This is a genomic window from Variovorax sp. R-27 (assembly GCF_049913215.1).
Lineage (GTDB): Bacteria > Pseudomonadota > Gammaproteobacteria > Burkholderiales > Burkholderiaceae_C > Variovorax.
The window spans coordinates 4,128,481-4,155,066 of record NZ_CP183984.1; the positions used below are offsets into that span (position 1 = coordinate 4,128,481).

The 26,586-nt window shown below is 68.0% G+C and carries 24 protein-coding genes; 12 read left to right on the forward strand and 12 right to left on the reverse strand.

Going from position 1 to position 26,586, the window contains the following annotated elements; all coding sequences use genetic code 11:
* Nucleotides 1-24: 24 nt before the first annotated feature.
* Nucleotides 25-960, forward strand: a complete 936-nt coding sequence (locus tag ACN9MV_RS19345) for an aldo/keto reductase (RefSeq protein WP_426389024.1) — start codon at nucleotides 25-27, stop codon at nucleotides 958-960.
* Here the strand turns inward: ACN9MV_RS19345 and ACN9MV_RS19350 are convergent.
* The 7 genes from ACN9MV_RS19350 to ACN9MV_RS19380 all read right to left on the reverse strand — a co-directional run bounded on the left by ACN9MV_RS19350 (nucleotide 947) and on the right by ACN9MV_RS19380 (nucleotide 9,080).
* Entirely contained in the window at nucleotides 947-1,918 is a 972-nt protein-coding gene (locus ACN9MV_RS19350) for a Bug family tripartite tricarboxylate transporter substrate binding protein (protein ID WP_426389026.1), read from the reverse strand. The genes ACN9MV_RS19345 and ACN9MV_RS19350 overlap by 14 nt on opposite strands.
* Before the next feature lie 15 nt (nucleotides 1,919-1,933).
* The gene (locus tag ACN9MV_RS19355) at nucleotides 1,934-3,061 is read right to left on the reverse strand and encodes a porin (protein WP_093055759.1); all 1,128 of its coding nucleotides are present in this window, start codon (nucleotides 3,059-3,061) and stop codon (nucleotides 1,934-1,936) included.
* 120 nt (nucleotides 3,062-3,181) lie between these two features.
* Nucleotides 3,182-4,882: a dihydroxy-acid dehydratase gene (locus ACN9MV_RS19360; RefSeq protein ID WP_426389028.1), complete on the reverse strand. Its 1,701-nt coding sequence runs from the start codon at nucleotides 4,880-4,882 to the stop codon at nucleotides 3,182-3,184.
* The gene (locus ACN9MV_RS19365) at nucleotides 4,879-5,337 is read right to left on the reverse strand and encodes an aconitase X swivel domain-containing protein (RefSeq protein WP_093073405.1); all 459 of its coding nucleotides are present in this window, start codon (nucleotides 5,335-5,337) and stop codon (nucleotides 4,879-4,881) included. The genes ACN9MV_RS19360 and ACN9MV_RS19365 overlap by 4 nt, the downstream gene beginning before the upstream one ends.
* Nucleotides 5,334-6,629 carry an aconitase X gene (locus ACN9MV_RS19370; protein ID WP_426389030.1) on the reverse strand — a complete coding sequence of 432 codons (1,296 nt, stop codon included), beginning with the start codon at nucleotides 6,627-6,629 and terminating at the stop codon, nucleotides 5,334-5,336. The genes ACN9MV_RS19365 and ACN9MV_RS19370 overlap by 4 nt, the downstream gene beginning before the upstream one ends.
* 53 nt (nucleotides 6,630-6,682) lie before the next feature.
* Nucleotides 6,683-7,534 carry an IclR family transcriptional regulator gene (locus ACN9MV_RS19375; protein WP_093176129.1) on the reverse strand — a complete coding sequence of 284 codons (852 nt, stop codon included), beginning with the start codon at nucleotides 7,532-7,534 and terminating at the stop codon, nucleotides 6,683-6,685.
* Between the two features lie 85 nt (nucleotides 7,535-7,619).
* Entirely contained in the window at nucleotides 7,620-9,080 is a 1,461-nt protein-coding gene (locus ACN9MV_RS19380) for an FAD-dependent oxidoreductase (protein ID WP_426389033.1), read from the reverse strand.
* 155 nt (nucleotides 9,081-9,235) lie between these two features.
* On the opposite strand from ACN9MV_RS19380, the gene ACN9MV_RS19385 reads away from it, so the two are divergent.
* Together ACN9MV_RS19385 and ACN9MV_RS19390 are read left to right on the forward strand one after the other, a co-directional pair.
* Entirely contained in the window at nucleotides 9,236-10,231 is a 996-nt protein-coding gene (locus tag ACN9MV_RS19385; protein WP_426389035.1) for a Bug family tripartite tricarboxylate transporter substrate binding protein, read from the forward strand.
* Nucleotides 10,228-11,235, forward strand: coding sequence for a Bug family tripartite tricarboxylate transporter substrate binding protein (locus ACN9MV_RS19390; protein WP_426389037.1), 1,008 nt, complete (start codon nucleotides 10,228-10,230; stop codon nucleotides 11,233-11,235). Before ACN9MV_RS19385 ends, ACN9MV_RS19390 begins: the two co-directional genes overlap by 4 nt.
* 3 nt (nucleotides 11,236-11,238) lie before the next feature.
* Here the strand turns inward: ACN9MV_RS19390 and ACN9MV_RS19395 are convergent, their stop codons facing one another.
* Both ACN9MV_RS19395 and ACN9MV_RS19400 read right to left on the reverse strand, forming a co-directional pair.
* Nucleotides 11,239-12,099: an alpha/beta fold hydrolase gene (locus ACN9MV_RS19395; protein ID WP_093073396.1), complete on the reverse strand. Its 861-nt coding sequence runs from the start codon at nucleotides 12,097-12,099 to the stop codon at nucleotides 11,239-11,241.
* Complete coding sequence (locus tag ACN9MV_RS19400; RefSeq protein ID WP_093055740.1) at nucleotides 12,096-12,656, reverse strand: cytochrome b; 561 nt, start codon at nucleotides 12,654-12,656, stop codon at nucleotides 12,096-12,098. The genes ACN9MV_RS19395 and ACN9MV_RS19400 overlap by 4 nt, the downstream gene beginning before the upstream one ends.
* A 143-nt stretch (nucleotides 12,657-12,799) precedes the next feature.
* On the opposite strand from ACN9MV_RS19400, the gene ACN9MV_RS19405 reads away from it, so the two are divergent.
* Nucleotides 12,800-14,257 carry a glycosyltransferase family 2 protein gene (locus ACN9MV_RS19405; protein WP_426389040.1) on the forward strand — a complete coding sequence of 486 codons (1,458 nt, stop codon included), beginning with the start codon at nucleotides 12,800-12,802 and terminating at the stop codon, nucleotides 14,255-14,257.
* A 2-nt stretch (nucleotides 14,258-14,259) separates the two neighbouring features.
* On the opposite strand, the gene ACN9MV_RS19410 is transcribed toward ACN9MV_RS19405, so the two are convergent.
* Nucleotides 14,260-15,093: a DODA-type extradiol aromatic ring-opening family dioxygenase gene (locus ACN9MV_RS19410; RefSeq protein ID WP_307615483.1), complete on the reverse strand. Its 834-nt coding sequence runs from the start codon at nucleotides 15,091-15,093 to the stop codon at nucleotides 14,260-14,262.
* Between the two features lie 111 nt (nucleotides 15,094-15,204).
* On the opposite strand from ACN9MV_RS19410, the gene ACN9MV_RS19415 reads away from it, so the two are divergent.
* Together ACN9MV_RS19415 and ACN9MV_RS19420 are read left to right on the forward strand one after the other, a co-directional pair.
* Complete coding sequence (locus ACN9MV_RS19415; RefSeq protein WP_093055734.1) at nucleotides 15,205-16,149, forward strand: LysR family transcriptional regulator; 945 nt, start codon at nucleotides 15,205-15,207, stop codon at nucleotides 16,147-16,149.
* Between the two features lie 21 nt (nucleotides 16,150-16,170).
* The gene (locus ACN9MV_RS19420; protein WP_093055732.1) at nucleotides 16,171-18,027 is read left to right on the forward strand and encodes an ABC transporter ATP-binding protein; all 1,857 of its coding nucleotides are present in this window, start codon (nucleotides 16,171-16,173) and stop codon (nucleotides 18,025-18,027) included.
* Between the two features lie 6 nt (nucleotides 18,028-18,033).
* Here the strand turns inward: ACN9MV_RS19420 and ACN9MV_RS19425 are convergent, their stop codons facing one another.
* Nucleotides 18,034-18,477, reverse strand: a complete 444-nt coding sequence (locus ACN9MV_RS19425) for a VOC family protein (protein WP_256329105.1) — start codon at nucleotides 18,475-18,477, stop codon at nucleotides 18,034-18,036.
* A gap of 56 nt (nucleotides 18,478-18,533) precedes the next feature.
* Between ACN9MV_RS19425 and ACN9MV_RS19430 the strand changes: the two genes are divergently transcribed.
* From ACN9MV_RS19430 to ACN9MV_RS19440, 3 genes are all read left to right on the forward strand, one after another.
* Nucleotides 18,534-19,142, forward strand: coding sequence for a TetR/AcrR family transcriptional regulator (locus ACN9MV_RS19430; protein ID WP_426389044.1), 609 nt, complete (start codon nucleotides 18,534-18,536; stop codon nucleotides 19,140-19,142).
* Between the two features lie 350 nt (nucleotides 19,143-19,492).
* Nucleotides 19,493-20,890 (forward strand): DUF2868 domain-containing protein, encoded by a 1,398-nt coding sequence (locus tag ACN9MV_RS19435; RefSeq protein ID WP_426389045.1) that lies wholly within the window; start codon nucleotides 19,493-19,495, stop codon nucleotides 20,888-20,890.
* Entirely contained in the window at nucleotides 20,887-22,299 is a 1,413-nt protein-coding gene (locus ACN9MV_RS19440; RefSeq protein ID WP_426389047.1) for a GTPase/DUF3482 domain-containing protein, read from the forward strand. The genes ACN9MV_RS19435 and ACN9MV_RS19440 overlap by 4 nt, the downstream gene beginning before the upstream one ends.
* Here the strand turns inward: ACN9MV_RS19440 and ACN9MV_RS19445 are convergent.
* Complete coding sequence (locus ACN9MV_RS19445) at nucleotides 22,296-23,285, reverse strand: sialic acid TRAP transporter substrate-binding protein SiaP (RefSeq protein ID WP_093176149.1); 990 nt, start codon at nucleotides 23,283-23,285, stop codon at nucleotides 22,296-22,298. The genes ACN9MV_RS19440 and ACN9MV_RS19445 overlap by 4 nt on opposite strands.
* Before the next feature lie 179 nt (nucleotides 23,286-23,464).
* Here ACN9MV_RS19445 and ACN9MV_RS19450 point away from each other — a divergent pair, with 179 nt between their 5' ends.
* The 3 genes from ACN9MV_RS19450 to ACN9MV_RS19460 all read left to right on the forward strand — a co-directional run bounded on the left by ACN9MV_RS19450 (nucleotide 23,465) and on the right by ACN9MV_RS19460 (nucleotide 26,580).
* On the forward strand, nucleotides 23,465-23,983 hold the full coding sequence (locus ACN9MV_RS19450) for an O-acetyl-ADP-ribose deacetylase (RefSeq protein ID WP_426389050.1): 519 nt from the start codon (nucleotides 23,465-23,467) through the stop codon (nucleotides 23,981-23,983).
* A gap of 66 nt (nucleotides 23,984-24,049) precedes the next feature.
* Complete coding sequence (locus ACN9MV_RS19455; protein ID WP_426389052.1) at nucleotides 24,050-25,804, forward strand: IlvD/Edd family dehydratase; 1,755 nt, start codon at nucleotides 24,050-24,052, stop codon at nucleotides 25,802-25,804.
* 5 nt (nucleotides 25,805-25,809) lie between these two features.
* Nucleotides 25,810-26,580, forward strand: a complete 771-nt coding sequence (locus ACN9MV_RS19460; protein ID WP_426389054.1) for a class I SAM-dependent methyltransferase — start codon at nucleotides 25,810-25,812, stop codon at nucleotides 26,578-26,580.
* Nucleotides 26,581-26,586 lie beyond the last annotated feature (6 nt).

The following is a 26,586-nucleotide window of genomic DNA, read 5'->3' on the forward strand; positions in this document are numbered from 1 at the left end:
CCCATCGTCGGATACTGGCCGCCGATGCCGCCCTCGAAGGATTTCCCTCTCACCCGCGCCGAACTGCTGCGCCTGGGCGCCGCGCTGTGCGCAAGCGCCGCGCTCCCCGCCTCCGCACAACCGCAGAGCAAGTCCGCCATGAACACCCGCCCCATCCCCTCCACCCAGGAAGCCCTGCCCGTGATCGGCTGCGGCACCTGGATCGGCTTCGACCAGCGCCCCGGCAGCGAGGAATACAAGCGCCTTCCCGGCGTGCTCGACGCCCTGTTCGCGGCCGGCGGCACGGTGATCGACAGCTCGCCGATGTACGGCCGCTCCGAGGAAACCACCGGCGAACTGCTGGCCGCAGCGAAGCAGCGCGACAAAGCCTTTCTTGCCACCAAGGTCTGGACCTCGGGCCGCGAGGCCGGCATTGCGCAGATGGAGCAATCGTTCGCGCGGCTGCGTACGCAGCGCATGGACCTGATGCAGGTGCACAACCTCGTCGACTGGCGCACGCACCTCGCCACATTGCGCGGCTGGAAGGAGAAAGGCCGCGTGCGCTACATCGGCATCACGCACTACACGGCCTCGGCCTACGACGAGGTCGAGGCCGTGCTGCGCGCCGAGAAGCTCGACTTTCTGCAGATCAACTATTCGCTCGACGCGCGCGAGGCCGAGCAGCGCCTGCTGCCGCTGGCGGCCGAGCGCGGCGTGGCGGTGATCGTCAACATGCCCTTCGGTGGCGGTGGCCTGCTGCGCCGTCTGCGCGACAAGCCGCTGCCCGCGTGGGCCGGCGAGATCGGCTGCACGAGCTGGGCGCAGGTGCTGCTGAAGTTCGTGCTGAGCCACCCGGCCGTGACCTGCACGATTCCCGGCACCAGCCGCGGCGAGCACATGGCGGACAACGCCGCGGCCGGCGCGGGCACCTTCCCCGATGCAGCCTTCTGGCGCCGCGAGGCCGCCGCTATTCGAACTTGACGTTGTGCTCCCGCACGGTGGCGCCGAAGGCGTCGTACTGCGTGCGGAAGAACTCGGCGAACTTCGCGGGGCTCATGCCGTAGCCCTCGAAGCCCTGCTGCACCAGTTGGGCATGCACGTCGGGCCGCTTGAGCGTGTTCTGCAGCTCCAGCGAGAGCTTGTCGGTAATCGCCTGCGGCAGCCCCGGCGGCCCGAAGAAGCCGGCCCACGGCGTGATGGTGAGCTTGCCCAGCCCCAGCTCGCCGCCGGTCGGCACGTCGGGCAGCAGGCCGCTGCGCTGCGGCAGCAGCGTTACCAGCGCGCGGATGCGCCCTTCCTTCACGAAGCCCGGCGCCAGCGTGCCGGTGGTGAACATCATCTGGATCTGCCCGCCCAACAGGTCGGTCATGGCCTGCATGTCGCCCTTGTAGCGCGCGTTGACCACCTTGCGGTCGCCCAGCAGCTGCAGCATCGCAAGCTCCGAAGCGCTGTTGCTCGATGCCGAGTTGTAGGCGCCCGGCTTGGCCGAGACCATTGCCAGCAGTTCGTTCACGCTCTTCACCGGCAGGCTCGTCGGCACCACGAGGAACATCGAGAACTGCCCGGCCGAGCTGATCGGCGTGAAGGCCTTGAACGGGTCGTAGGGCGGCGTCGGCCGCAGCGTTGGCGCCGCCACCATCGCAGTGTTGGTGCCCATCAGCAGCGTGTAGCCATCAGGCCTGGCCGACGAGGTGGCCTGCGCCGCAAGCACGCCGTCGGCGCCGGGCCGGTTCTCCACGATCACCTGCTGGCCGAGCTGCTTCGACAGCCCCTCCGCGATGATTCGCGTGAGCACATCGGCGCCGCCGCCGGGCGCGAAGCCCACGATCAGCCGCAGCGGCTTGTTCGGATATGCATCGGCGCTCCAGGCCGCCGCGCCGGGCAGCATCGCGGCCGCAAGAGCCGGGAGCATCGCCATGGTCAGGGTTCTGCGTCGCATGAAAGGCTCCTTGGTTCAGAAGAGATGCCGCACACCGAATTCCCACCCCGACGAGCGCTGCCCTGCGCCCGGTGCAACGCCGCCGCTGACCACATAGCGCGCCTGTCCGCTGTTCATCAGCCGCGCATAGGTGCCGTAGAGCGCGGTGCGCTTGGAGAGGTTGTGCACGTAGCCGATGCCGAACTGCCGCGCGTCGTCGCGGTTGCGCGGCATGCCGTTGGCGTTGCGCAGGCTCTCGTCGCTGCGGTCGTCGAGGTAGGCATAGCTGATGCGGATGCGGCCGACCTCGAAAGCCGGGATGTGCGCACCGATCTCGGTGGTGTTCTTGCGCACCGTGCCGCCCGCGAGCTTCACCGTCACCTTGTTGTAGAGCGCAAAGAACTTCGCGAAGCCCGCATCCCACGAGCCGCCGATGTTGGCGTGCGTGTAGTTGCCGATGGTGGTGGTGGCGTCGAAGTGCGAGCGCGTGACGGCCGCCGCGATGTCGAATGCGCCCGAGGCGAAGCCGAAGCGCGCGCCGGCGAAGTTGCCGTCGTCGCGGTTCGCGACAGTCGAGTCGTTCTCGCCGGTGCCGACCATCGCCATGCCGTAGAAGCCGCCGATGTTGGGCGGCAGCCAGTAGCTCACCGTGTTGCTGCCGGTGATGGCCGTGGGCAGCGGCCCGGTGCCCGCGCCCGCGAAGGTGAGGTTGCCCGCGCGCGCCACGCCGTTGGCGTTGAAGGGGTCGAAGTAGATGCTGTTGTAGTGCGTGGGAATGAAGTCGTGGCCCAGCCGCACTTCGCCCAGCGTGTCCGACGAGAGGCTCACGAAGGACATGCGGTCGAAGGTTATGGGCCCTGCCGCGCCCGCGCCGCTCGTCTGGTTGTTGCTGTTGCTCGGCCGGCCGGTGCCGTTGTCGGGGTTCAGGCTGCCTTCGAGCCAGAAGCCCGCGCGCAGTCCGCCGCCCAGGTCTTCGGTGCCGCGAAATCCGAGCCGGCTGGTCGAGAGCCCGCCGTTCGACAGCGCCTTGACCGAGCCGCTGCCGGCGCCGCTCGTGTACTGGATGCCGAGGTCCACCACGCCGAACACGGTGACGCTGGATTGCGCATGCGCCGCGCCGCTGCTTGCCAGCCCCAGCGCCGACCACATCAAAAATCTCTTCATGGTTTTTTGTCTCCTGCTTCTTCTCTTCGGTTGAAAAACTCTGGAATCGCGCGCAGGGCTGCGCCACCGGGTGCGAACGGGGGTTCGCACCGGTTGGCGAAGGCCGGGGATGAAAAAGGTCTAGCTCGAGGGCTCGGGGCGTTCGGTGCGCACGAGCACTGCGCCCTTGGAGAGCGGACTCACGTTGCGCCGGTACTGCTGCAGCCAGCCGGTGTCGAAGGCCGGCGGCGGCGCCTGCCAGTCGGCGCGACGGGCCTGGAGTTCGGCGTCGGTCAGCGCGATGTCGAGGCGGCGCGCGTCGAGGTCGATGGTGATCACGTCGCCGTCGCGCACCAGCCCGAGCGGGCCGCCCAGCGCGGCTTCGGGCGACACCTCGGCCACCACGAGCCCCTTGCAGACGAGGCCCGAGAGATGCCCGTCGGTGAGCAGTGCGACCTGGTCGCCGAGGCCCGCGCCATCGACAGCGAAGACCACGCGCGATGCCCCGCCACCCATGGCCGGACCGCCGCAGGCGCCGGCGCCGCGCATCACGACCACCTGGCCGGGCACGATCTCGCCCTTCTTCAGCGCGGCGATGGCTGCGTCAGATGTCCAGAAGCACACGGCCGGCCCGGTGAAGCGCCGCACCTTGCGCTCTGCGATGCCGGTCTTGATGAGGCCCGATTCGGGCGCGAGGTTGCCGCGCAGCAGCACGATGGCCGGCAGCGGTGCGACCGGGCGGTCGATGGAGCGGATCACTTCGGCGTCGGCCACTTCGGCGTTGCGCAGGTTCTCTGCCACCGTGCCACCGGTGACCGTCAGCGCACTGGTGTCGAGCAAGGGTTCGAGCTGCTTCATCAGCGCGCGGCAACCGCCCGCTGCCTCGAAGGCTTCGATGGAATGCTCGCCGATGGGCCGCACGCCGGCCAGCACCGGTGTCGTGGGGCCGAGGCTTTCGAAGAGGCCGTACACGTCGACGCCGCACTCCCCCTCGGTCGCTATCGCCTGCAGGTGCTTGGCGGTGTTGAGCGAGCCGCCGACGGAAAGCACCGCGCGCACCGCGTTGACGAAAGCGCCGGGCGAGAGGATGTCGCGCGGCTTCAGGTCGTTCCACACCATCTGCACGATGCGCGTGCCCGCGGCGCGCACGTCGGCCATCATCTTCTCGCTCAGCGCGGCCACCGGCGCGCTGCCGGGCAAGGCCATGCCGAGCGCTTCGCAGACGATGTGCATCGAGTTCGCGGTGCCCAGGCCCGAACACACGCCAGGCCCGCGGATCGCCTCCCGGCTCATGCCTACAAGTTCTTCCACAGGCAGGTTCCCCGTGACGGCATGCATCGCGCCGATGAACACCTCCTCGATGTCCATGTGCCTGCCGCGGTACTCGCCGCTGGGCTGGTAGCCGCAGGGCACCAGCAGCGTCGGAATGTTGAGCCGAGCGGCAGCCATGAGCTGGCCCGGCACCGTCTTGTCGCAGGAGGTGAGGCACACCATGCCGTCGAGCTGTGCGCCTTCGACTGCCACCTCGATGTCGTTGGTGACCAGATCGCGTGCGCCAAGCATGTAGGCGCCGCGCGCGCCGGCGCCGGTGATGAAGTCGCTGGGCGCTGCCGTGCGGATCTCGAAAGGAATGCCGCCCGCGGCGCGGATCGCGGCCTTTATCTCCCCCGCCACGCGGTCGAGATGGCTGAAGCAGGCGGCCAGCTCCGACGAACTGTTGACGACGGCGATCTTGGGCTTCTCGCAATCCTCTTCCGGAATGCCGAGCGCGCGCCAGTGCGCATTGCGCACCGACCACAGGTAGGAGCCGCGCGGGAAGTTGCTGCGCAGGGGGCGGGTCATGAGCGATCTCCGGATGCGTTGTTCTTCTTGGTGATCTCGATCACGCCGCGGTCGGCGTCCACGCGCACCCAATCGCCGGTTGCGATGCACTCGAGCGGGTCGCGCTCGAAGTCGGTCATCGAGGGCGAGTGCGTGACCACGGCGCCCAGCGCCATCTTGGTCGTCATCTCGTTGAAGAGGAATGCTGCCGGCGCCGAGTTCATGAGCCGCGTCATGTGGAACATCGCCGACCAGCCCGACGAGCCCTTGGCTCCCGGAAACACCAGCACCTTGCCCGCGAAGCTCTGGCCGCGCAGTTCGTGCCGCGTCTCGATGACGGTGCCGGTGCGCGGATCGATGCCGCCCCAGCCCGAGATGCGGTCGCGCGTGACCAGGGCCTCGCCCTCGGCTACGCCGCCCACCACCTTGCGGCCACGGATGACGATGGTTTTCTCCGTGATGACTGCGTCGCTCATGCGTAGCCTCCGTTCCAGCGGCCGGTGCAGGCGGCATCGATGCATTCGGCCGTGCTGCCGAACCAGGCCTGCACGCCGAGGATGGCGGGCAGGTAGTGGGCCTGCTTGGCCGAATCGAGCGCCACCGTCTTCGTGCCCTTGGGCACGGCGCGGCTCATGGCGGAGCAGCTGTCGCTCATGATGATTCCGCCCGCGTCCTCGATGATCTTCGTGTATCCGTTGCGATCGGCCAGTGACTTGATGGCGCGCGGCGTGAAGATCCACAGCTCGCAGCTCGGATGCACCTTGCGGCCCTCGATGAGCTGCGCGGCCTCCCAGATCTGCTCGATGGTGTAGTGCGGGCAGCCCAGCATCACGTACTGGATTTCCGAGTCCTTGCCCGTGACGTTGATCTTCTCGTAGGTGGCGCGGCGCTCGGCCTCGCCGTAGCGCAGCACCTCGACCGGCGCACGGCCGCCGAGCGCCTGCTCGAGCGTGAGCGCCTCGGGCGTGATGCCGGCAATGTGATACATCTCCACGCCACCCGATGAAGATGCCGCGGCGCCGAAGTGCTTGAGCCGCGGCAGGTTGGGTACGCGGCCAATGCCGCGCCTGCTGTGCACCACCGGCACGCGCTCCTGCACGTGCTCGCCGATGTAGTAGCCGAGCAGGCCCCAGTCCTGCACAGACTCGACCTCGATGTCTAGCTCGACCACGTGCGTGGCGCGGCGGTTCTCGTCGAGGTGGTAGCCCCAATACGGAATGCGGCCGGTGAGCATGGCGGCACCCGTGCTCTCGCGGCCTTCGGTGTTGGTGCGCGCGCCCAGCACCGAATTGCAATACACGACCGCCGACGACTCCATCCACGCGCAGTGCTCGCCGCGCGTCGGGATATTGCCGACCTGGTAAGGCGTGCAGGTGTTCATGATCTGCGCGCCCAAGCCGGCAGCGTGCCGCTCGCTCCTGTTGTAGAACTGGACGATCTCCTCGCTCACGCCCATGCGCTCGGGCTGGCCGGGGTCGAAGCCCAGCTGCAGGTGGCTGGTGAAGACCTTGAACTTCGGGATCTCGACCGTTTCCTGGCTGTCGAGGCTGAACTCGGAGAACACCGCATCCATGCCGCCGCCCTTGGCGAGCGCGAAGTCGCGCTGGAAGGGCGTGGTCGATGTGATGGTGGCGCAGACGTTGCGCGTCTCGACCAGCCGCTCGGCGCCCAATGCCTCGCCGTAGCGCATCAGCAGGTCCATCGCCTTCTGCACGGCCGGGCCGTCGCGCCCGTCGTACATGGCTTTTTCTTCATCGCTCAGGTGCATGGCCTGTGTCTCCGTTCTTCTGTGTCGTGGGGGGTGAACCCCGGCCGGGCCTGCTAGCCCGGCGAGGGTGTGGGCACGTGGCCGCCGATGTCGCGCGCAATGCTCAGCGCGATGTCGTGCAGGCGCGGTGCGAGTTCGTTGCGCAGGCGCTCCTCGGTGAAGACGAAGGCAGCGCCGCCGCCGTTGAGCGCCATCACTTCGCCGTCAGGCCCGATGAGGGGCACCGACACGGAGTTGATCTCGCGGTGGAATTCGCCGAGCGACAGGCAATAGCCCAGCCGCTTCGATTCGCCGATGGCGCGATTCATGTTCGGCGCGATGCTGTCCCACTCAGGGCCACGCAGCAGGCGCATCGAATCGATCAGCTGGTTGCGCTGCACCTCGGGCAATGCTGAAAGGTACGAGCGGCCGAGCGCCGAGTTGGCCAGCGGCGCGCGCGAGCCCACGTCGAGCCGCGCCGAGAGCATCGACGAGCGCGGGCGGCAGGCTTCGATGAGCACCATCTCCATGCCGTCGCGGATCGCAAGGTAGACCGAGGCACCCACCTCCTCCGCCATCGCCTGCATGCTGGGCCGGGCTGCGGCGCGCACGTCGAGGCTGCCGAGGAACACGCGCGACAGCGACACCACGCCCGGCCCGAGCATGAAGCGGTCGGCCGCCTGCGCGGGCTTGAGCATGCCCAGCGAGAGCAGCGTGGCGACCAGCCGGTTGACGGTGGGGCGCGGAATACCGGTGATGCGCGCAATGTCTGCATGACCCAGCACCGGGCGTTCTTCGCTGAAGCAGCGCAGCACCGAGATGCCGCGCTCCAGCGCGCTCACGGTGTCGGAGCGCTCGCCGCGCACCTCCACCGGTTCGGCCGGCTCGGCTGCGGAAAAGGAGGTGTCGTTTTTTTCAGTGGACATGGAGGGACCCTTTGCAAGACTCTTCTCAGGACTCTCCAATGTAGAGGCTCGCGAAGAGAGGGCGTCCGGGGTCATGGTCAATGGCTCAGGCGCCGGCTTCGGCCGTTGCAGGCGACGCCGCGCCCTGCCCAATTCCGGGTGCCCCGGCTCGCAGGTACACGCCCTGGGCCAGCAGTTCGGACTGCAACGCCCCCACGTCGATGAAGCGCGGCGCGATGCCGCCGCGCGATGCCAGCGCCGCAGCCACGCCCGCGGCCTGGCCGGTGATCCAGCACTGGGGAATCTCGCGCATGAAGCCGTGCGAGTTGCGGTCGCACGAGATGTGGCGCCCGCAGGCCAGCAGGCCGTCGAGCTTCTGCGGCACCAACGCGCCGTAGGGAATGGAGATGTTCGGAAATTTGGGCGACACCGCGGGCGACACGCCGATCTCGTCGGCCAGCGGCACACCGTCGGGCCACTGGCTGCGCAGCACCGAGCCCACGCCGCTCAGGCGACGCGCATGGCGCACGCCGATCTGCGGCGCGCTCAGCATCAGGTAGGCGTTCTCGAAGCCCGGTGCATGGGCGCGAAAGTAGTCCAGGTGCGCGGCCATGGCGCGGTGCGAGCGCACTTCCACGGCAGTGAGGTCGTCCACGTCGAGCGCCGAGTAGCCCGACTGGCGCGGCCCCATGAAGAGGGCAACGTCGTTGCGCCACGAGACGAAAGGCCGCTCGAACAGGCCGCATTGCTCGCGGCCGCCCGCCATGAAGGCGGTGAAGGCCTCGGGCTGGCCGGCCTTGAACTCGATCCAGCGGTTCATGTCCACGCCGCCGAAGAGCCACGAGGTGTTCATGCAGTGGTGCACGTCGGCCTCTTCGATGTCGTTCACGTAGTCGGCGCCGGCCCGGGCGAACAGGTCGCCGTCGCCGGTGGCGTCGACCACCACGTCGGCCATGATGGCCATGCGGCCTTCCTTGCTCTCGAACACCACGCCCTTGACGGTGCCGTCCTGCACGATGGGAATGGCGGCCCACGAGTGGTAGATGAGCTTGACCTTGCGCTCCAGCACGATCTCTTGCGAGAGCAGCTTCAGCCGCTCGGGGTCGATGGTGGGCGACCAGGTGACGACGCCGTGATAGGCGGCAGTGCGCTGCGACCAGTGCGCGGCCTTGGCCGTGTCCTGCGAGCCCCAGTCTGCAGGCGAGGGGCCGGCGATGGCGTCGGCCGGCAGTCGGTCGAACAGCTCTTCGGCGAAGCCGCGGATCACCAGCTTGCCTTCCCAGTCGGTCATGCGGTCGATCCAGATGACGAGACCGCCGGTCGACAGGCCTCCCAGGTGGTTGTAGCGCTCCAGCAGCGCCACATCGGCGCCCGCGCGGGCCGCTGCTGCTGCGGCCGCCGTGCCCGACGGGCCGCCGCCCACCACCAGCACGCCGCAGCGGTGATAGACCGGGATGCTCTTGCCGGGCTCGGCCCAGCTGCCGTGGTCAGGCCGCTTGACGCGGCTGTCGCGGTCGAAGATGTCGGAGGACAGGATGCGCTCGTCGGTACGGACGACAGTTTTCATGAATGCGTTCTCGGCTTGGCTTGTTTCGTCGTATTTTGATTTCACTTTCCATTTTGTCAAACTCAAAAGCCAAATATCTGGGGTATTCCCTAGTAAATATGGATTTTTATGGTTTTCAAGATCAATATAGAAAGAGAAATCCAACGGAGACATCGATGAAGAAACTTCACGGCACCCGCCGTGCCTTCGGCTCGGCCCTCGGCGCCGCAGCCTTCCTGGGCCTTGCATCACTGGCCGTGGCACAGGACTTTCCGGCGCGCGGCAAGCCCATTCGCATCGTCGTGGGCTTCACCGCCGGCGGCGGCACGGACGCGCAGGCGCGCATCGTGGCGCAGAAGCTCGGCGAGGTGCTGGGCACCAGCGTGATCGTCGACAACAAGCCCGGCGCCAGCACCATGCTGGCGGCCAACGAGGTGTCGCGCGCCCTGCCCGACGGCTATACGCTGCTGTACGCGCCCTCGTCCACCATGGCGCAGAACCCGCACACATTCGCCCAGGTGCCCTACGACCCGTTCAAGGACTTCACCGCCATCTCGATGGGCGGGCGCGGGCCGCTGGTGCTGTCGCTGAGCACCAGCGTGCCGGTGAACAACGTGAAGGAACTGGTGGCCTACGTGAAGGCGCACCCCGGCAAGGTGAGCTATGCCTCGTTCGGCGCGGGCACCTCGTCGCACATCTACGGCGAGGCTTTCGTGAAGAAGACCGGCATCGACGCGGTGCACATCCCGTACAAGGGCGGCTCCGACGCGGCGAAAGACCTGATCGGCGGGCGCGTGCAGTACATGTTCGACTCGGCCTCGTCGGCCATCATCACCTCGGCCACGGGCAAGGTGAAGATCCTCGCGGTGGCCGCCAACGCGCGCATTGCCGCGCTGCCCGACGTACCCACATTCGCCGAGCAAGGCTACGCGGGCCTCGACCTGCCGAGCTGGCTGGGCTTCTACGGGCCGGCGCGCATGCCGGCGCCGGTGGTCGAAAAGCTCAACACGGCGCTCGCGAAGGTGCTGGCGATGCCCCATGTGCGCGAGTTCTATCGCAGCGGCGGCTACGAGGCGGGGGGCACCACGCCGGAGGAATTTGCCGGCATCACGCGTTCGACCTACGACAGCTGGGGTGCGATGGTGCAGCAGGTCGGGTTGGCCAAGCAATGAGCGGCATGCGCTCCCTTCTTGATCGCCGCCGCTTTGCCGCCTGGCTTGCGCTCGGCGCGGCCATGCCGCTGCTGGCAGCCCATGCCGCCGCACCTTTTCCGGACAAGGACCGCACCATTCGCATCGTGCTGGGCCTGGCGGCAGGTGGCGCGTCGGACTCGCAGGCACGCTTCGTCGCCAACAAGCTCGGCGAGGTGCTGCAGACGCCGGTGATCGTCGAGAACCGGCCCGGCGCGAGCTTCATCCTTGCGACTGAAGAGGTGATCCGCGCCGCGCCCGACGGCTACACCTTCATGTACGCGCCCTCCTCCGTCGTGGCGCAGAACCCGCAGACGCTGGCGCAGGTGCGCTACGACCCGTTCAAGGACCTGACACCGATCTCGCTAGGCGCGCGCGGGCCGCTGGTGCTGACCGTGCATGCGAGCGTGCCGGCGCGCACGGTGCAGGAACTGGTGGCGTACATCAAGGCCAACCCGGGGAAGATGAGCTACGCCTCCTTCGGCACCGGCACCTCGTCGCATATCTACGGCGAGGCCTTCGCGCGGCAAGCCGGACTGGACGTGGTGCACGTGCCCTACAAGGGCGGCGCCGACGCCGCAAAAGACTTTCTCGCAGGCCGCGTGCAGTACTACTTCGATGCCGCGCCCAACGCCATACAGAACACGGCCACCGGCAAGGTGCGCATGCTGGCCGTAGCGGCGCCCAAGCGCAGCCCGATGCTGCCCGACGTGCCCACCATGGGCGAACAGGGCGTGAGCGGCGTGGACATGCCGAGCTGGCTGGGCTTCTACGGACCGGCGCGCATGCCGGCGCCGGTGGTCGAGAAGCTGCATGCCGCGCTGGCGCAGGTGCTGGCGATGCCGGCCACGCGCGACTTCTTCCGCCAGGGCGCGTACGAGGCCGAGTCGTCGAGCCCCGCGGAGCTGGCCGCGCTGACGCGCGCGACCTACGAGCAGTGGGGCGACATCATCCGCAAGCTGGGGCTGGTGAAGCAGCAGCAATAGGGTTCAGCGAAAGAACTCCAGCAGCCGCGCATTGACTTCGTCGGCGCGCTCGTACTGCGCCCAGTGCCCGGCGCCGTCGATCACCACGCCTTCGCGCCCCGGGCCTTCGGCCACCAGCCGCGCCACCAGCGGGCGCGGGTCGGCGGTGACGTCGTACTCGCCCCACAGCAGCAGCGTAGGCACGCCCAGCGTACCGAGCGCCTGCTGCAGCCCGCCCGACTGCGACACCTCCTTGCTGCGAAAGCGCGTGCCATGGCACGAGATGTCATGGATCTCGAAGGCCAACGCGTCGATGGCTGCCGGGTCGTGCAGCATCAGCGCGGCCAGGTTGTTCAGCAATGCGGCGCGTTCCGCCTCCCGGTCCGGGGCGGCGCGCCAGTTGATCATCTGAGCCGTCATGCGCCGCAGCGTGCCATGGCCGCCGCTGCCCACGAGCGCGAAGCGGCGGATGGCTCCGCGCCGCACGGCGAACCGTGCAGCCGTCAAGCCGCCGAAGGAGAAGCCGCCGAGGTCGATGGGCGTGCCCGCGCCGATGAGCTGATCGAGCGTGCCGCCGAGCGCATCAAGCAGCGGTGGCAGCGAGTCTTCGCCCGGCGCCACGCGGGGTGGCGCATCGGATTCGTTGAAACCCGGCATATCGGGCAGCCACAGCGTGCGGTCGGCCGACAGCGCCTCGGCGTTGCGCAGCCAGTGCATCCAGCTGCCATGGCCGCCGTGCAGCAGCACCAGCGGGGGCCGGGCGGTGTCGGTACCGAAGCGGCGCCAGCGCACGCGCACGCCCTCGTGCACCGGGTCGTAGTGGGTCGACAGCGCGTCGATGCGGGCGATGGCCTCGCGGGCCTCGGTTTCTTCTTGTGTGGTCATGGCAGCATCCGCTGGAGTTCGGCCTCGCCGTCGAAAAACTGGTGCTTGAGCGCGCCCAGCACGTGCAGCGCGAAGAGCACGTAAAGCACATAGCCCGCCCAGACATGCACGCCGCCCAGCACGGTGTGCCAGGTTTCCTTCATGGTGGGCTCGATGGCCATGATCCAGCCGATGCGCGGCCATTCGAACAGGCCGAAGAGCTGCATCGGGTGGGTGGCGGCGTCTTTCCAGGCCGAGTCGTGCATCCAGCCCGACAGCGGCAACAGGATCATCAGCAGATACAAGGTGCCGTGGGCCGCATGCGCCGCGAACCGTTCGAGCGCACCGTACGAGCCCGGCATGGCCGGCGGCTTGTGCGTGGCGCGCCACAGGAGCCGCAAAATCACCAGGCCCAGCACCGTGATGCCGATCGACTTGTGGGTATCGACGGCCGGGCGCACCCAGTCGTCGGGGTAGTAGTCGACCAGCAGGATCAGGGCGATGTTGACGGCCATGAGCACGGCTATCAGCCAGTGCAGCGCGATCGCGGTTCGGGTGTAGCGGGTTTGTGCGAGCATGCGGGGAATTTTCGGGCGTGGGGCGACTCAGTCGATGACGCGTGCGATTGTCCCGGCTTTGCCTTGGGACTTTCGAAACCGCAGGCCGAGTTTTTGCGTATCGACAACGAACCACCGACCGACAGCCGCCCGGGCACCTTCCCTTGAACGATCCTCTCCAAAGCGCCTTCGTGGCCGCATCGCCGCGCCTGTCTCCACCCAGCACGCCACTGCGAAGCTGGCTCATTCATGGAGGCGTGCTCGTGCTGTGGGCACTGCTCTTCGCCATGGCCTTCAAGGTCGGCAATGTCGGGGCCTGGTCGGTGGGGGTGGCCTACGTGCTGTACGACACCGTGCTGCTGCTGTTCGTCGCCTGGATGACGCTGCCGATATTGCGGCCCCGGCCCTCGCCTTCCCCTGCAGCCGCGGTGAGGCGCAACACGCTGGGCGTGATCGTCGCCTCGCACAACGAGGCCGCCGTGCTGCCCGTGACGCTATCTGCCCTGCTCGGCCAGACCGACGCACCCGACCGCATCGTGATCGCGGACGACGGTTCGACCGATGGCACGGCAGAGCTGCTGACCACGCACTACGGGCTCGTCGCGCCCGAACTTGGTTCGCTGAGCGCTGCCAGTGCAACACACCCCTCTCTTTACTGGCTGCGCCTGCCGCACGGCGGCAAGGCAGTGGCACTGAACGCGGCCGTCCTGTGCATCGACACCGACACCGTGCTCACGGTCGATGGCGACACGCTGCTCGACAGCCATGCCATCGGCGCCGTCCGCCGAGCCTTCTCCGAAGAGCCGAACCTCGTCGCCGCCACCGGCGTCATCACCCCGGTGTGTAGCCGCTCGCTGGCCGGCCGCTGCTTCCAGTGGTTCCAGACCTATGAGTACATCCGCAACTTCCTCTCGCGCTATGCATGGATGCGCGTCAACGGCCTGCTGCTGATCTCCGGCGCCTTCGCCGGCTTCAGGACCGACGCGGTGCGCGCCGTGGGCGGCTTCGACACCGACTGCCTGGTGGAAGACTACGAACTCATCCACCGCCTGCACCGCCATGCGCAGGCGAACGGCCTGCCATGGACAGTGCGCGTGCTGGGCGACGCACAGGCACACACCGATGCCCCGAGCAGCACCGGCGCCTTCCTGCGCCAGCGCCGCCGCTGGTTCGGTGGCTTCCTGCAGACGCAGTTCTGGTATCGAGCGATGGTTGGTGACCGGCGCTACGGCTGGCTCGGCGTCGCGATGCTGCCGGTGAAAGCCATCGACACGCTGCAGCCGCTCTACGGCCTGGCCGCCTTCGGGCTGCTGCTGATGTATCTGGTGCGCGGTAACTTCGGTGTGCTGGCGCCGGTGGCCGGCGTGATCGGCGCGAAGATCGTGCTCGACCTCGCCTTTCACCTGTGGTCGGTATACCTGTACCGGCGCTGGATCGGCCACAGCAGCGAGGCGAACATGGCGCAGGCCTTCATGGCTGCGCTGATCGAGCCATTCACCTTTCAGATCCTGCGCCACACGGGTGCGGCCTGGGGGTGGTGGACTTTCCTGACGGGGCGCGGTACGTGGGGGCGGCAGACGCGCGTGGGGCTGGTCGATGCCGATGGTGCGCGGCGCGGTTAGCTCTACGCGCCGAAGCGGAAGCTCGACACCACCAGACCGCCCATGAAGGCGTCTTCGTGATACACACGCTCGCCAGCCTCCGCCTCGGCCGCGCCGACGGCCACCATCAAAGGAATCAGATGCTCTTCACGCGGATGCGCCATGCGCGCCGCCGGGGCTGAATCCCAGTCGAGCAATTGCGCGCTGCGCTCGCCAGCGGAGCTCTTCACCACCGCCTCATCGAGCCAGTCGTCGAAAGCCTTCGACACCCCATGCGCCTGCGGGCCGAAGTTGCGCAGGTTGTGATAGCTCAGCCCGCTGCCGACGATCAGCACGTTCTCGTCGCGCAGCGGTGCGAGTGCGCGGCCCAGCGCCAGGTGCTCGGCCGGGTCGAGCCCGCGCCGAAGCGACAGCTGCACCACCGGCACGTCGGCCTTCGGGTACATCGCGGCCATCGGCGCGAACATGCCGTGGTCGTAGCCGCGCTCGGGATCGATCTGCACCGGCAGGCCGGCAGCAGCGATCAGCGACTGCACGCGCTGCGCGAGTTCGGGCGAGCCGGGCGAGTCGTAGTGCACCTCGTAGGTGTGGGCCGGGAAGCCACCGTAGTCGTAGATCATCGGCGGCTTGGGGTTGCCCTGCACCGTGAAGGCAGGTGCCTCCCAATGCGCCGACACCATGAGGATGGCGCTGGGCGTGCGGCCGATCTGGCGTGGCATGTCGGCCAGCGAGGCGGCGAGCTGGTCGTAGGTCGGGCCCATTTCCTTTTTCATCCAGGGCCAGGGGCCGCCGCCGTGCGAGATGAAGTACGTGGGCAGGCGCGAAGCGTTGTTCGCGGTGGTGTTGTCGTGGGTCAAGCCGATGCTCCTTGAAAGCGTTGCATCGACTGTAGACATTTCCTGCCGAGAAATCGACAGGCTACGATGCATCGAATCAGTTCCTCACAGGAAATCTTGAAGGGTGTTCTCATGGACCGGATGACCAGCCTGCGGGTGTTCCGCGAAGTCGTCGAGGCGGGCAGTTTCGTGGCTGCGGCCGAGCGGCTGAACATGTCGCCGCCAATGGCCAGCAAGCACGTGGCACAGCTTGAGAAATCGCTCGGTGCGCGGCTGCTGCACCGCTCCAGCCGCCACCTGAGCCTGACCGAGGCTGGCACCGCCTGGTACGAGCAGAGCCGCCGCGCACTCGACCTGCTCGACGCGGCCGAAGCCGCCATCGGCCAGACGCACGACACGCCACGCGGCCAGCTCAAGGTGAGCGCGCCCGTGTGGTGCGCCACGCCGCGTTTCGCGCGGGTGCTGGCCGACTATCGCGAAAAGTACCCGGAGGTGCTGGTCGACATGCACCTGGAAAACCGCAAGGTCGATCTTGCGGCCGACGGCTACGACCTGGCCTTGCGCGCCACGCAGGAACCCTCGCCCGCCTTGATCGCCAGGCCGCTGTGCCGCGTGCCCTTCTTCCTGGCGGGCACACCGGCCTACCTGAAGCGCATGGGCGGCGCACCCGAAGTGCCGGCCGACCTCGCGAAGCTGGGCGCCATCGTGCCGAGCTACGTGAACCTGGACAACCTCGCGCTCAAGGGCCCGGGCGGGCGGATGTTTCCGCTGCGGCTGGCGCCGGCCATGCGCTCCGACGACACCACGCTCACGCTGCATGCGGTGCACGCGGACATGGGCATCGCCTTCATGCCGCTGTGGCTGATCGACGACGACATCGCGCAGGGCCGGCTGGTGCGGCTGCTGCCGGAGTTCGAAGCCACGCCCGTCACGCTCTTCGCGGTGTACACCAGCAGGCAGTACATGTCGCCCAAGCTGCGTACTTTCATCGACTTCCTGGGCGAGCGGCTGGGCCTGGATGCGCCACCGAACGCACCTTTTCGGGGCAAGGTCATGCAGGCGCGGCTACAGTCCTGAGCTCTCCGGGAGACTCAGTCCTTGTTCCGCTTCTTCGAAAAACTCCTCCATCCGTACCCCGCCGCCGAACCCGCTTTGCCGCCGCAGGGCTTCCTTGCTTTTCTCTGGGCCTGCACGCACGGCGTGCGCGGCAAGATCGCGGCGATGGCGGCGCTCACCGCCGTCATGTCGATCTTCGAGGCGGCGCTGTTCGCGATCCTCGGGCGCATCGTCGACTGGCTCGGCCCACAGGTGCCTGCGCGCCTGTGGGCAGACCGCGGCACCACGCTCATGTGGCTGGCCGCGTTCCTGGTGATCAGCATCGGCGTGGTCGCGCTGCAGACCATCGTGAAGCACCAGACGCTCGCGGTAAACCTGCCGATGCGCCTGCGCTGGAACTTTCACCGGCTGATGCTGGGCCAGAGCATGGCCTTCTACCAGGACGAGTTCGCCGGCCGCATCACGGCCAAGGTGATGCAGACCGCGCTCGCGGTGCGCGACACCGTGTTCGTACTGGCCGACGTGCTGGTGGCCATGGGCGTGTACGTGGCCACCATGATCATCCTGGTGGGCGTGCTCGACGCGCAGCTGGTGTGGCCCTTCATCATCTGGCTGGCGCTGTACATCGGCTCGCTGGTGTACTTCGTGCCGCGCCTGGGCAAGGTCGGCAAGGCGCAGGCCGACGCCCGCGCGATGATGACCGGCCGCGTGACCGATGCCTACACCAACATCGCGACCGTCAAGCTGTTCTCGCACACGCAGCGCGAGGCCGGCTTCGCGCGCGACGCGATGCGCGAGTTCATGAAGACCGGCTACGGCCAGATGCGCCTGGTGAGCGCCTTCGAAATCGTCAACCACACGCTCAGCATGGGCCTAACGGCCGGCATGGCGGGTGTGGCACTGTGGCTGTGGTCGCACGGCACGGTCGGCGTGGGTGCGGTGGCCGCGGCCACGGCAATGGCGCTGCGGCTGCAGGGCATGTCGCACTGGATCATGTGGGAAATGACCAGCCTGTTCGAAAACATCGGCACCGTGCAGGACGGCATGAAGACGCTGTCGCGCCCGCGCACCGTGCTCGACGCGGCCAATGCCACGGTGCTCGACGTGCCGCGCGGCGAGGTGCGTTTCGAGCATGCGAGCTTCCGCTATGCCGACGCAGGCCGCCGCGTGATCGACGACCTGAACCTGACGGTGAAGCCGGGCGAGAAGATCGGCCTGGTCGGCCGTTCGGGCGCGGGCAAGTCGACGCTGGTGAACCTGCTGCTGCGCTTTCACGACCTGGAAAGCGGCCGCATCCTGATCGACGGACAAGATATCGCGCACGTCACGCAGGACTCGCTGCGCAGCCACATCGGCATGGTCACGCAAGACACCTCGCTGATGCACCGCTCGGTGGCCGACAACATCGCCTACGGCCGGCCCGACGCCACGCACGAGCAGATCGAGGCGGCCGCCGGGCGCGCGGAAGCGCACGACTTCATCCAGACGCTGGGCGACGCGAGCGGGCGCCGCGGCTACGAGGCGCATGTGGGCGAGCGCGGCGTGAAGCTCTCGGGCGGCCAACGCCAGCGCGTGGCCATCGCGCGCGTGATGCTGAAGGACGCACCGATCCTGCTGCTCGACGAGGCCACCAGCGCGCTCGACTCGGAAGTCGAAGCCGCCATCCAGCAGAGCCTCTACACGCTGATGGAAGGCAAGACCGTGATCGCGATCGCGCACCGGCTGTCGACCATCGCGGCCATGGACCGGCTCATCGTGCTCGACGAAGGCCGCGTGGTGGAAGAAGGCGACCACCGCACGCTGATGGCGCAGGGCGGCCTGTATGCGCGGCTTTGGGCGCACCAGAGCGGCGGGTTCCTGGGCGACAGCCTCGAGGAAGACGAAGCACTGCGCGCCTGATCGTTGTCAGGTCGGCAACGCGCCGGCCTCGTATTGCGCAGCGAACTCCCCGCTCGGCGGGATCGGCTTGATGATGTCGATCAACACGCCGTTCGGGTCGCGCGTGATGAAGTGGCGCTGGCCGAAGGCCTCGTCGCGCAGCGGCAGGAGGATCGGCAGGCCGGCGGCCTTCAGCCGGTCGTGCACCGCGTCGGGGTCGTCCACCTCGAAATTCAGCAACGTGCCGCCAGCCACCTGCCCGCGCGCGGCCGCCGGAATGGTTTCGTGCCGGCCGTCGAGCACGGCGAGATTCACCGAGGGCTCGTCCGCCAGTTGCAGATGCACATACCAGTCGCTCGTGAACAGCGGCGTGAAGCCGAAGTGCGCCTGGTAGAAGTTCGCCGTTCCCGCCACGTCGTTGGTCATGAGAACGGGGTAGTAGCTCGTCACTTTCACGATGGGTCCTTTCATTTAACATACAGGCTGCATGTAAATTTGAATATAACTTACAGACAGACTGTATGTAAATGGCCGATTCACCCACCCCAGTCCGAACCAATCGTGAACGTACGGAAACCACCCGCCTTGCGCTGATCGAGGCGGCGCGTGCGCTCTTCGTCGGCAAGGGCTACGGCGACACCTCGACGCCGGAGATAGCAACGGCCGCCGGCATCACCCGCGGCGCGCTGTACCACCACTTCGTCGACAAGCGCGACCTGTTCCGTCAGGTGCTGCTGCGCGAAGGCGAAGCCGTGGCCGCCGACATCGAGGCGGCCACGCCCGAGCAGCTCTCGCCGCGCGAGGCGCTGCTCGAAGGCAGCAAGGCCTATCTGAACGCGATGACGGTGCCGGGCCGCACTCGGCTGCTGCTGATCGACGGGCCGGCGGTGCTGGGCATGGCCGAAGTCATGGCGATGGACGATGCGACCTCGGCGAAGTCGCTGCGACAGGGGCTGGAGCGCGCCGGCCTGGGCAAGGACAAGGGCGAGGCGTCGCTCGACGCCCTGACCCCGCTGCTCGCGGCGGCCTTCGACCGGGCCGCGCTGGCCATCGACGCAGGCGCGGACGTAGAGGAAACCCGTACGGCGATGCTGTGGCTGCTCGAGCGGGCGCTCGGCCCGGTCAGGAAGCGATGATGCGGGACATGTCGTGGGCCGATGCTTCGCACGCGCCTACATCGCACGCCGCCCCCTGCCGACAGTGATGCAGCGAACGCGGCGCAATGCTGGACTCATCTTCAACCCAGAGGAGTCTTCGCGTGAATTCCATCATCTATATCGTCGGTCTGGTCGTGGTTGTCGTAGCCGTGCTTTCGTTCTTCGGCCTTCGCTGAGACCGGGCAGCGCCACCGACTCCCGCGCCATGCACAACGGGGCCGCTTGCGGCCCCGTTTCTCGTCGTGGCCGCCCGAAGCTCGCCGGGCATAATTTGCGCGCCCCGGCGCCGTGCGGGGCCTCATTGACCGATTGGCTGCGAAGGGACCCTGTTGACCAACACCGCGCTGCGCGAATCTGCTTTTCCGGATGCGGTGATCACCGAGGCGATCCGATGGACCGAACAGAGCGGCCCGCTCGACGACGCGCAAGCCCTTCGCATCGCCGCCTCGCGCACAGCCGATGCCCACGGGCAAGTCACCGAACGCGCGCTACAGCTCGGCGAGCGCATCGGCCTGCAGCCTGAACTCGCACGTGCCCGGCAGTGGGCGCCGTGGGTGCTGCTCGCGCTGGTGGCGCTGATCGTCATGGCCGGCCTCGGACTGGCGGGCAGCGTGGTCGGAGGCGGCGAGCGCCACATCAACGTGATCGTCGCGCTCGTGAGCCTGCTGGGCCTGCACGCGCTCACGCTGCTGCTGTGGCTCGCGGGCCTGTGGATGCCGCTCGGCTCGTTCAATACCGCATCGCTCGGCTGGATCTGGCTGTCGCTCACGGCGCGGGTGGCGGGCGGCAAGCGTGGACAGGCGCCGGTGCTGGTGCGCGCGGCCACGGGGCTGCTGTCCCGCGCAAAGCTGTTGCCATGGGCCTTCGGGCTGGTGAGCCACGGCATCTGGTCGCTGTCGTTCGCCGTGGTGCTGGCCGCGATGCTGTTCGCGCTCGCGTTTCGCAGCTACACGTTGAGCTGGGAGACGACGATTCTTGACCCGGACTTCTTCGTGCGCGTAGTGCAGGTGCTGGGCTGGGCGCCGGCGAAGCTTGGCTTTCCAGTGCCCGATGCCGCCACCGTGCTGGCCGCAACTCCCGGCGCTGCAGGCCAGCGCACCTGGGCGCTGTGGCTGACCGGCTGCATCGTCGTCTACGGGCTGCTGCCGCGCGTCGTGCTCGTGCTGCTGAGCGCCTTCGTCTGGAAGCGCCGCCGCACGGCGCTGCAGCCCGACTGGCGCGAACCCTACTACCGCAAGCTGCTGGCCCGCTTTGCCGCGTTGGCGCCGGCGGCCATCGTCGATGCCGATCCGGGCCGCAGGCGCGGCGCCATGCCCACGGGCCTGCCGGCCTCGGAACTGCATGACGCCCTCTTCGTCGTCGGCTTCGAACTGCCGCCCGACATGCCGTGGCCTCCAGCCGCCCTGCCCGCCTGCGTCGCGACGCAGGCGCAGCGCATCGACGGCAGTGCGCCCGCGCGCCGCGCCCTGCTCGACCAATTGGCCCATACCCATCCGCGCACGGTACTGCTGGTGTGCCACGCCGCATCGAGCCCCGACCGCGGCACCGAACGCTTCCTGCGCGAAGTGCTGGCGCATTGCGGCGAGTGCCGCCTGTGGCTGGCCGACGCGCCCGGTGCGAGCGCCACGCAGCGATGGCTCGACTGGCTGCGCGACACTGGCCTGGAGAGCATCACCGCCAGCGACCGCCTGGGGATCGCCTTGCCGGAAAGCGCGATCGCCCCATGACGCAACAGCCCATCCGCATCGCCGTCGTCGGCCACACCAACGCTGGCAAGACCTCGTTGCTGCGCACGCTCACGCGGCGCATCGGCTTCGGCGAGGTGTCGCAGCGCCCCGGCACCACGCGCCATGTCGAATCGGTCGACCTCGACGTGAACGGCGCAGCCGCCGTGCGCTTCTTCGACACGCCGGGCCTCGAAGACGCCGTCGCGCTGCGCGAGCACCTCGCCGGCTTCGATGCGCAAGCGACGCCCCCCGACCGCATCCGCCAGTTCTTGCAGGGCCCCGAAGCCCACGGCGTGTTCGAGCAGGAGGCCAAGGTGCTGCGCACCATGCTCGACATCGACGCGGCCTTTCTCGTCATCGATGTGCGCGAACCGGTGCTGCCCAAGTTCCGCGACGAGATCGAGTTGCTCAACTCCTGCGCGCGCCCCGTGCTGCCGGTGCTGAATTTCGTGCGCGATGCCGCCAGCCGCGAGCCCGCGTGGAAAGAGCTGCTCTCGGCCTACGGCCTGCACGTGCAGGTGCGCTTCGACGCGGCTGCCCCGTTCGTCGGCGCCGAGCAGGACCTGTACAACGACCTGGCCACGCTGCTGCGCGAGCGCCGCGACCTGCTGCACGGCGTTGTCGATGCACTGGCCGACGAAGCGGTGCAACGCCGCCAGTCCGCCTGCACGCGCATCGCCGCCCTGCTGGTCGATGCCGCTGCGGTGCGCCGCACGGTGTCGTCCACCGAATTTGCCGACGCCGCGCGACGGCAGGCCCTAGTCGCTGCACTACAGAAGGCCGTGTTCGACAAGGCCCAGCGCTGCACCGACGACCTGCTTGCGCTCTACGGCTTTCGCCAGGGCGACGCCGATGAGGCCCCGCTGCCGATGATCGAAGGCCGCTGGACGCTCGACTTCTTCAGCCCCGAGGCCATGAAGGACGCAGGCCTGCGCCTCGGCAAGGGCGCGGTCATCGGTGCGGCGGTGGGCGTGGTCGCCGACCTGGCCGTGGCCGGCATCTCGCTCGGCGCGGGTGCAGCGCTGGGTGGCGCCATCGGCGGTGCGGTGTCGCAGGGCTGGGGGCCGCTCGGCCGCAAACTGGCCAACAAACTGCGCGACGTGCACGAGCTCACCGTGGAAGACGGCGTGCTGTTCACGCTGGTCGCGTGGCAGCTGAAGCTCACGCAGGCGCTGGAGCAGCGCGGCCATGCGGCCATACAGCGCATCGCCGCCGAGTCGCCCGAGGACGGCGATTCCCCCACGCGAGCCGCCGCGGCCGCGGTGCGTGGCGCGCAGCCGGCACGCAACCATCCCGAGTGGGAATCGACAAGCATTGCAACGCGCAGTTTCTGGCGCCCCTCGCCACAGCGCGAAGCGCTCGTGGCCGAGCTGTCACAGACGTTGCTTCGCGCTTTCGAAGCGCCTTAGTTCGCCCCTGCCAGCGCCTGCAGCTTTGCGTAGTCGCCCGGCCGCGCCCCCGCCTGCTCAGGCGTCGAGCGCTTGACGATCCGCTCCAGGAACAGCTGCCGGTTGACCGGCGCCACGGTCATGCCCTTGTCGCGCAGGAATTTCTCGTCCTCAAGCTCGCCGGCGATCACGCCGACGTTGGTCCACTTCGCGGTTTCCACCAGTACCTTCTCGACCATCGCCTGCTGCGCCGGCGCAAGCCTGGCCCATGCGGCCTTGCCGATGACGATGCCCAGCGTGTCGTAGACGTGCGCCGTCAGCAGCACGTACTTCTGCACCTCATAGAGCTTCTTCGACTTGACGATGTCCAGCGGGTTTTCCTGTGCCTCCACCTCGTTCTTCTTGAGCGCGCTGTAGAGGCTCATGAAAGGCAGCGTCACCGGCTTGGCGTCGAGCGCGGTGGCAAACAGCTGGTAGGCCGCGGCGGCGGGCACGTAAAGACGCAGGTCGCGGAAGTCTTCAGGCTTCGACAGCGGCTTGGCCGACGTGACCTGGCGCGCGCCGTAGTACACGGCGGCCACCATGCGGTTGCCGCTCCGCTCGTTGTAGCCCTTCATCAGGTCGGCCAGCAGCGGGCTCGCCAGGTACTTGCGCATGTGGTCGAGGTCCTTGAAGGCGAAGGGATAGCTCCCCAGGCTCAGCGGCGGATAGCCCTCGGCCAGCGTGGCCTGCCCGACGTAGGCGATCTGCACGGAGTCGTTCGCCAGCATCAGCGGAAAATCGGCCTCCTGCCCCAGCTTGGAAGACGGCACCACTTCGATCTTGATCTTGCCGTCGGACTGCTCGGCGATCTTGCGCGCCGCAAGCTCTGCCTGCTGGTGGAAGATGCTCGTGGGCTCGTAGACATGGCCCCACTTGAACTGCAGCACCTGCGCATGGGCGGCTACCGCCCCTGCGAGCGCCATGCAAAGAACACCGGCGCGGCGCCATGGCAACAAGCTTTTCATCGACTCTCCCTCGGGTTGAGAACAGTCCGGCCGTATGCAAGATCGACGCCATGGCAGCGGGCGGACGCCGGGCAAATGCGCCCGACCCGGGAATCGTAAATATTTGCAACAAACATCGAAAGCGGGTTTGCCCGACTCCGGCCCGCGCGCCTACGATGCCAGCCCCGAGCCACCGCACCATGACGACCACCCTTCGCGCCATCCGCGCCGACATCACCACGCTGCAGGTCGACGCCATCGTCAACGCCGCCAACTCCTCGCTGCTCGGCGGCGGTGGCGTGGACGGCGCCATCCACCGCGCCGCAGGGCCGGAGCTGGTGCACGAATGCCGGCTGCTGGGCGGCTGCAAGACGGGCGATGCAAAGCTCACGAAGGGCTACCGCCTGCCTGCCCGCTTCATCATCCACACGGTCGGCCCTGTGTGGCGTGGTGGCGAGGCGGGCGAGCCCGAACTGCTCGCGTCGTGCTACCGGCGCTCGATGGCGCTCGCCGCCGGGCAAGGGGTGGGCAGCATCGCGTTTCCCAGCATCAGCACGGGCATCTATGGCTATCCCGTCGAGCTGGCGGCAAAGGTCGCGGTGAGCACCGTGCGCGAAGCGCTGGCGGTCGTCACGTCAGTGGAGGAAGTCGTCTTCTGCTGCTTCTCGCCGGACGACCTTGCTGTCTACGAGGCTGCACTGGCCGAAGGCGCGCGCTGAAAGAAAAGCCGGAAAAGCTGTCAGCGAGTCAAATACCAGTTCCGACGAACAACAAAACCACGTCCCATGTCCGAATCTCCCTTCGAGCCCGACGACAACACCGACAACAGCAACGCGGGCATGCGCAAGGGCCTGACCAGCTATGGCGACCGCGGCTTCTCGCTCTTCCTGCGCAAGGCCTTCATCAAGGGCGCGGGCTACACCGATGCGGCGCTCGATCGCCCCGTGGTCGGCATCGCCAACACCGGCAGCGCCTACAACCCCTGCCATGGCAATGCGCCTCAACTCATCGAGGCCGTCAAGCGCGGCGTGATGCTCGCGGGCGGCCTGCCGATGGACTTTCCGACCATCTCGGTGCACGAGAGCTTCGCCGCGCCGACCAGCATGTACCTGCGCAACCTGATGTCGATGGACACCGAGGAGATGGTGCGCGCGCAGCCCATGGACGCCGTGGTGCTCATCGGCGGCTGCGACAAGACCGTGCCGGCGCAGCTCATGGGCGCGGCCTCCGCCGGCCTGCCGTCGATCCAGCTCATCACCGGCTCGATGCTCACGGGCAGCCACCGCGGCGAACGCGTGGGCGCCTGCACCGACTGCCGCCGCTACTGGGGCAGGTACCGCGCGGGCGAGATCGACGCCGAGGAAACCGCCGACGTCAACAACCAGCTGGTCGCGAGCGTGGGCACCTGCTCGGTGATGGGCACGGCCAGCACCATGGCCTGCATTGCCGAGGCACTGGGCATGACGATGCCGGGCGGCGCCTCGCCACCAGCCGTAACGGCCGACCGCATCCGCATTGCCGAGCAGACCGGCGCGCAGGCCGTGCAGATCGCGCGCGACCACCTCACCATCGACAAGGTGCTGACCCCCGCAGCCTTCGAGAACGCGATGCGCGTGCTGCTGGCCATCGGCGGTTCGACCAACGGCATCGTGCACCTCGCGGCCATTGCCGGCCGCATGGGCCTGGACATCGACCTGCTCGCGCTCGACCGCATGGGCCGCGAAACGCCGGTGCTGCTCGACCTGAAGCCCTCGGGCCAGCACTACATGGAAGACTTCCACGCCGCTGGCGGCATGGCCACTCTGCTACGCGAACTCAAGCCACTGCTGCACCTCGATGCACTCACGGTCACGGGCCGCACGCTGGGCGAGGAAATCGAGCGTGCAGGGCCAGGCTTCAGGCAGGACGTGGTGCGCCCCGCCAGCCAGCCGATCTATCCGCAGGGCGGCATCGCTGTGCTGTGGGGCAACCTGGCGCCGGGCGGCGCGATCATCAAGCAATCGGCCGCCGACCCGGCGCTGATGGAGCACGAGGGCCGCGCCGTGGTCTTCGAGAACGCCGAAGACCTGGTGCAACGCATCGACAGCGACGAGCTCGACGTCACGCCGCAAGACGTGCTGGTGCTCAAGAACATCGGCCCCAAGGGGGCGCCTGGCATGCCCGAGGCGGGCTACATCCCCATTCCACGCAAGCTCGCGCGCGCCGGCGTGAAAGACATCGTGCGCATCTCCGACGGTCGCATGAGCGGCACCGCCTTCGGCACCATCGTGCTGCACGTGACGCCCGAGTCGGCCATCGGCGGGCCTCTGGCGTATGTGCGCAGCGGCGACCGCATCCGGCTGAGCGTGGCGAAGCGCGAGATCTCGCTGCTGGTGACGGACGAAGAACTGGCGCGCCGCGCGCAGGAAACGATGGTGGTCGAGCCCACCGCCGAGCGCGGCTACAAGAAGCTGTTCCTGCAGACCGTGATGCAGGCCGACAAGGGCGTGGACTTCGACTTTCTCCGGGCGCCGAACACCGTGGGCAAGGTGCCACGATAAAGCTCGTGACCGACGATTTCTACGACGAGCTCGCACCGCTCTATCACCTGATCTATCCGGACTGGAACGAGAGCATCCGCCTGCAGGGCGACAAGCTCTCTCAGCTCTTCGAGGCCGAATGGCCCGGTGGTGGCGCGCATCGCAAAGTGCTCGACGTGTCGTGCGGCATCGGCACGCAAGCGCTCGGGCTCGCGGCACTCGGCCACGTGGTGACGGCCTCCGACCTGTCGGCCAACGAGATCGAACGCGCGCGGCATGAAGCGAAACTGCGCGGCCTCGACATCGCTTTCTCGGTGTGCGACATGCGCGAAGCGCACACGCATCACGGCAGCGGCTTCGACATCGTGATGTCGTGCGACAACTCGATGCCGCATCTGCAGACCGACTCCGACCTGCTGACCGCCCTGCGCCAGATGACCGCCTGCCTGCGCCCGGGCGGCGGCTGCGTCGTCAGCGTGCGCGACTACGAGAAGGAAGAGCGCGGCAGCAACATCGTGAAGCACTACGGCGCACGCGTGGAGAACGGCCAACGCCATGTGCTGTTCCAGGTCTGGGATTTCGATGACGGAGGCACGGGCGAGCACTACGACCTTGGCTTCTTCTTCGTCACGGAAGACCTCGCCACGCACGCAGTGAGCACGCGCGTGATGCGCTCGCGCTACTACGCCATATCGACGATGCGGCTGTGCAAGCTCATGCAAGAAGCGGGGCTGAAGGACGTTCGGCGCATCGACGGCGCGTTCTTCCAGCCGGTGCTGGTGGGTACGCGGCCGTGAGCGCCG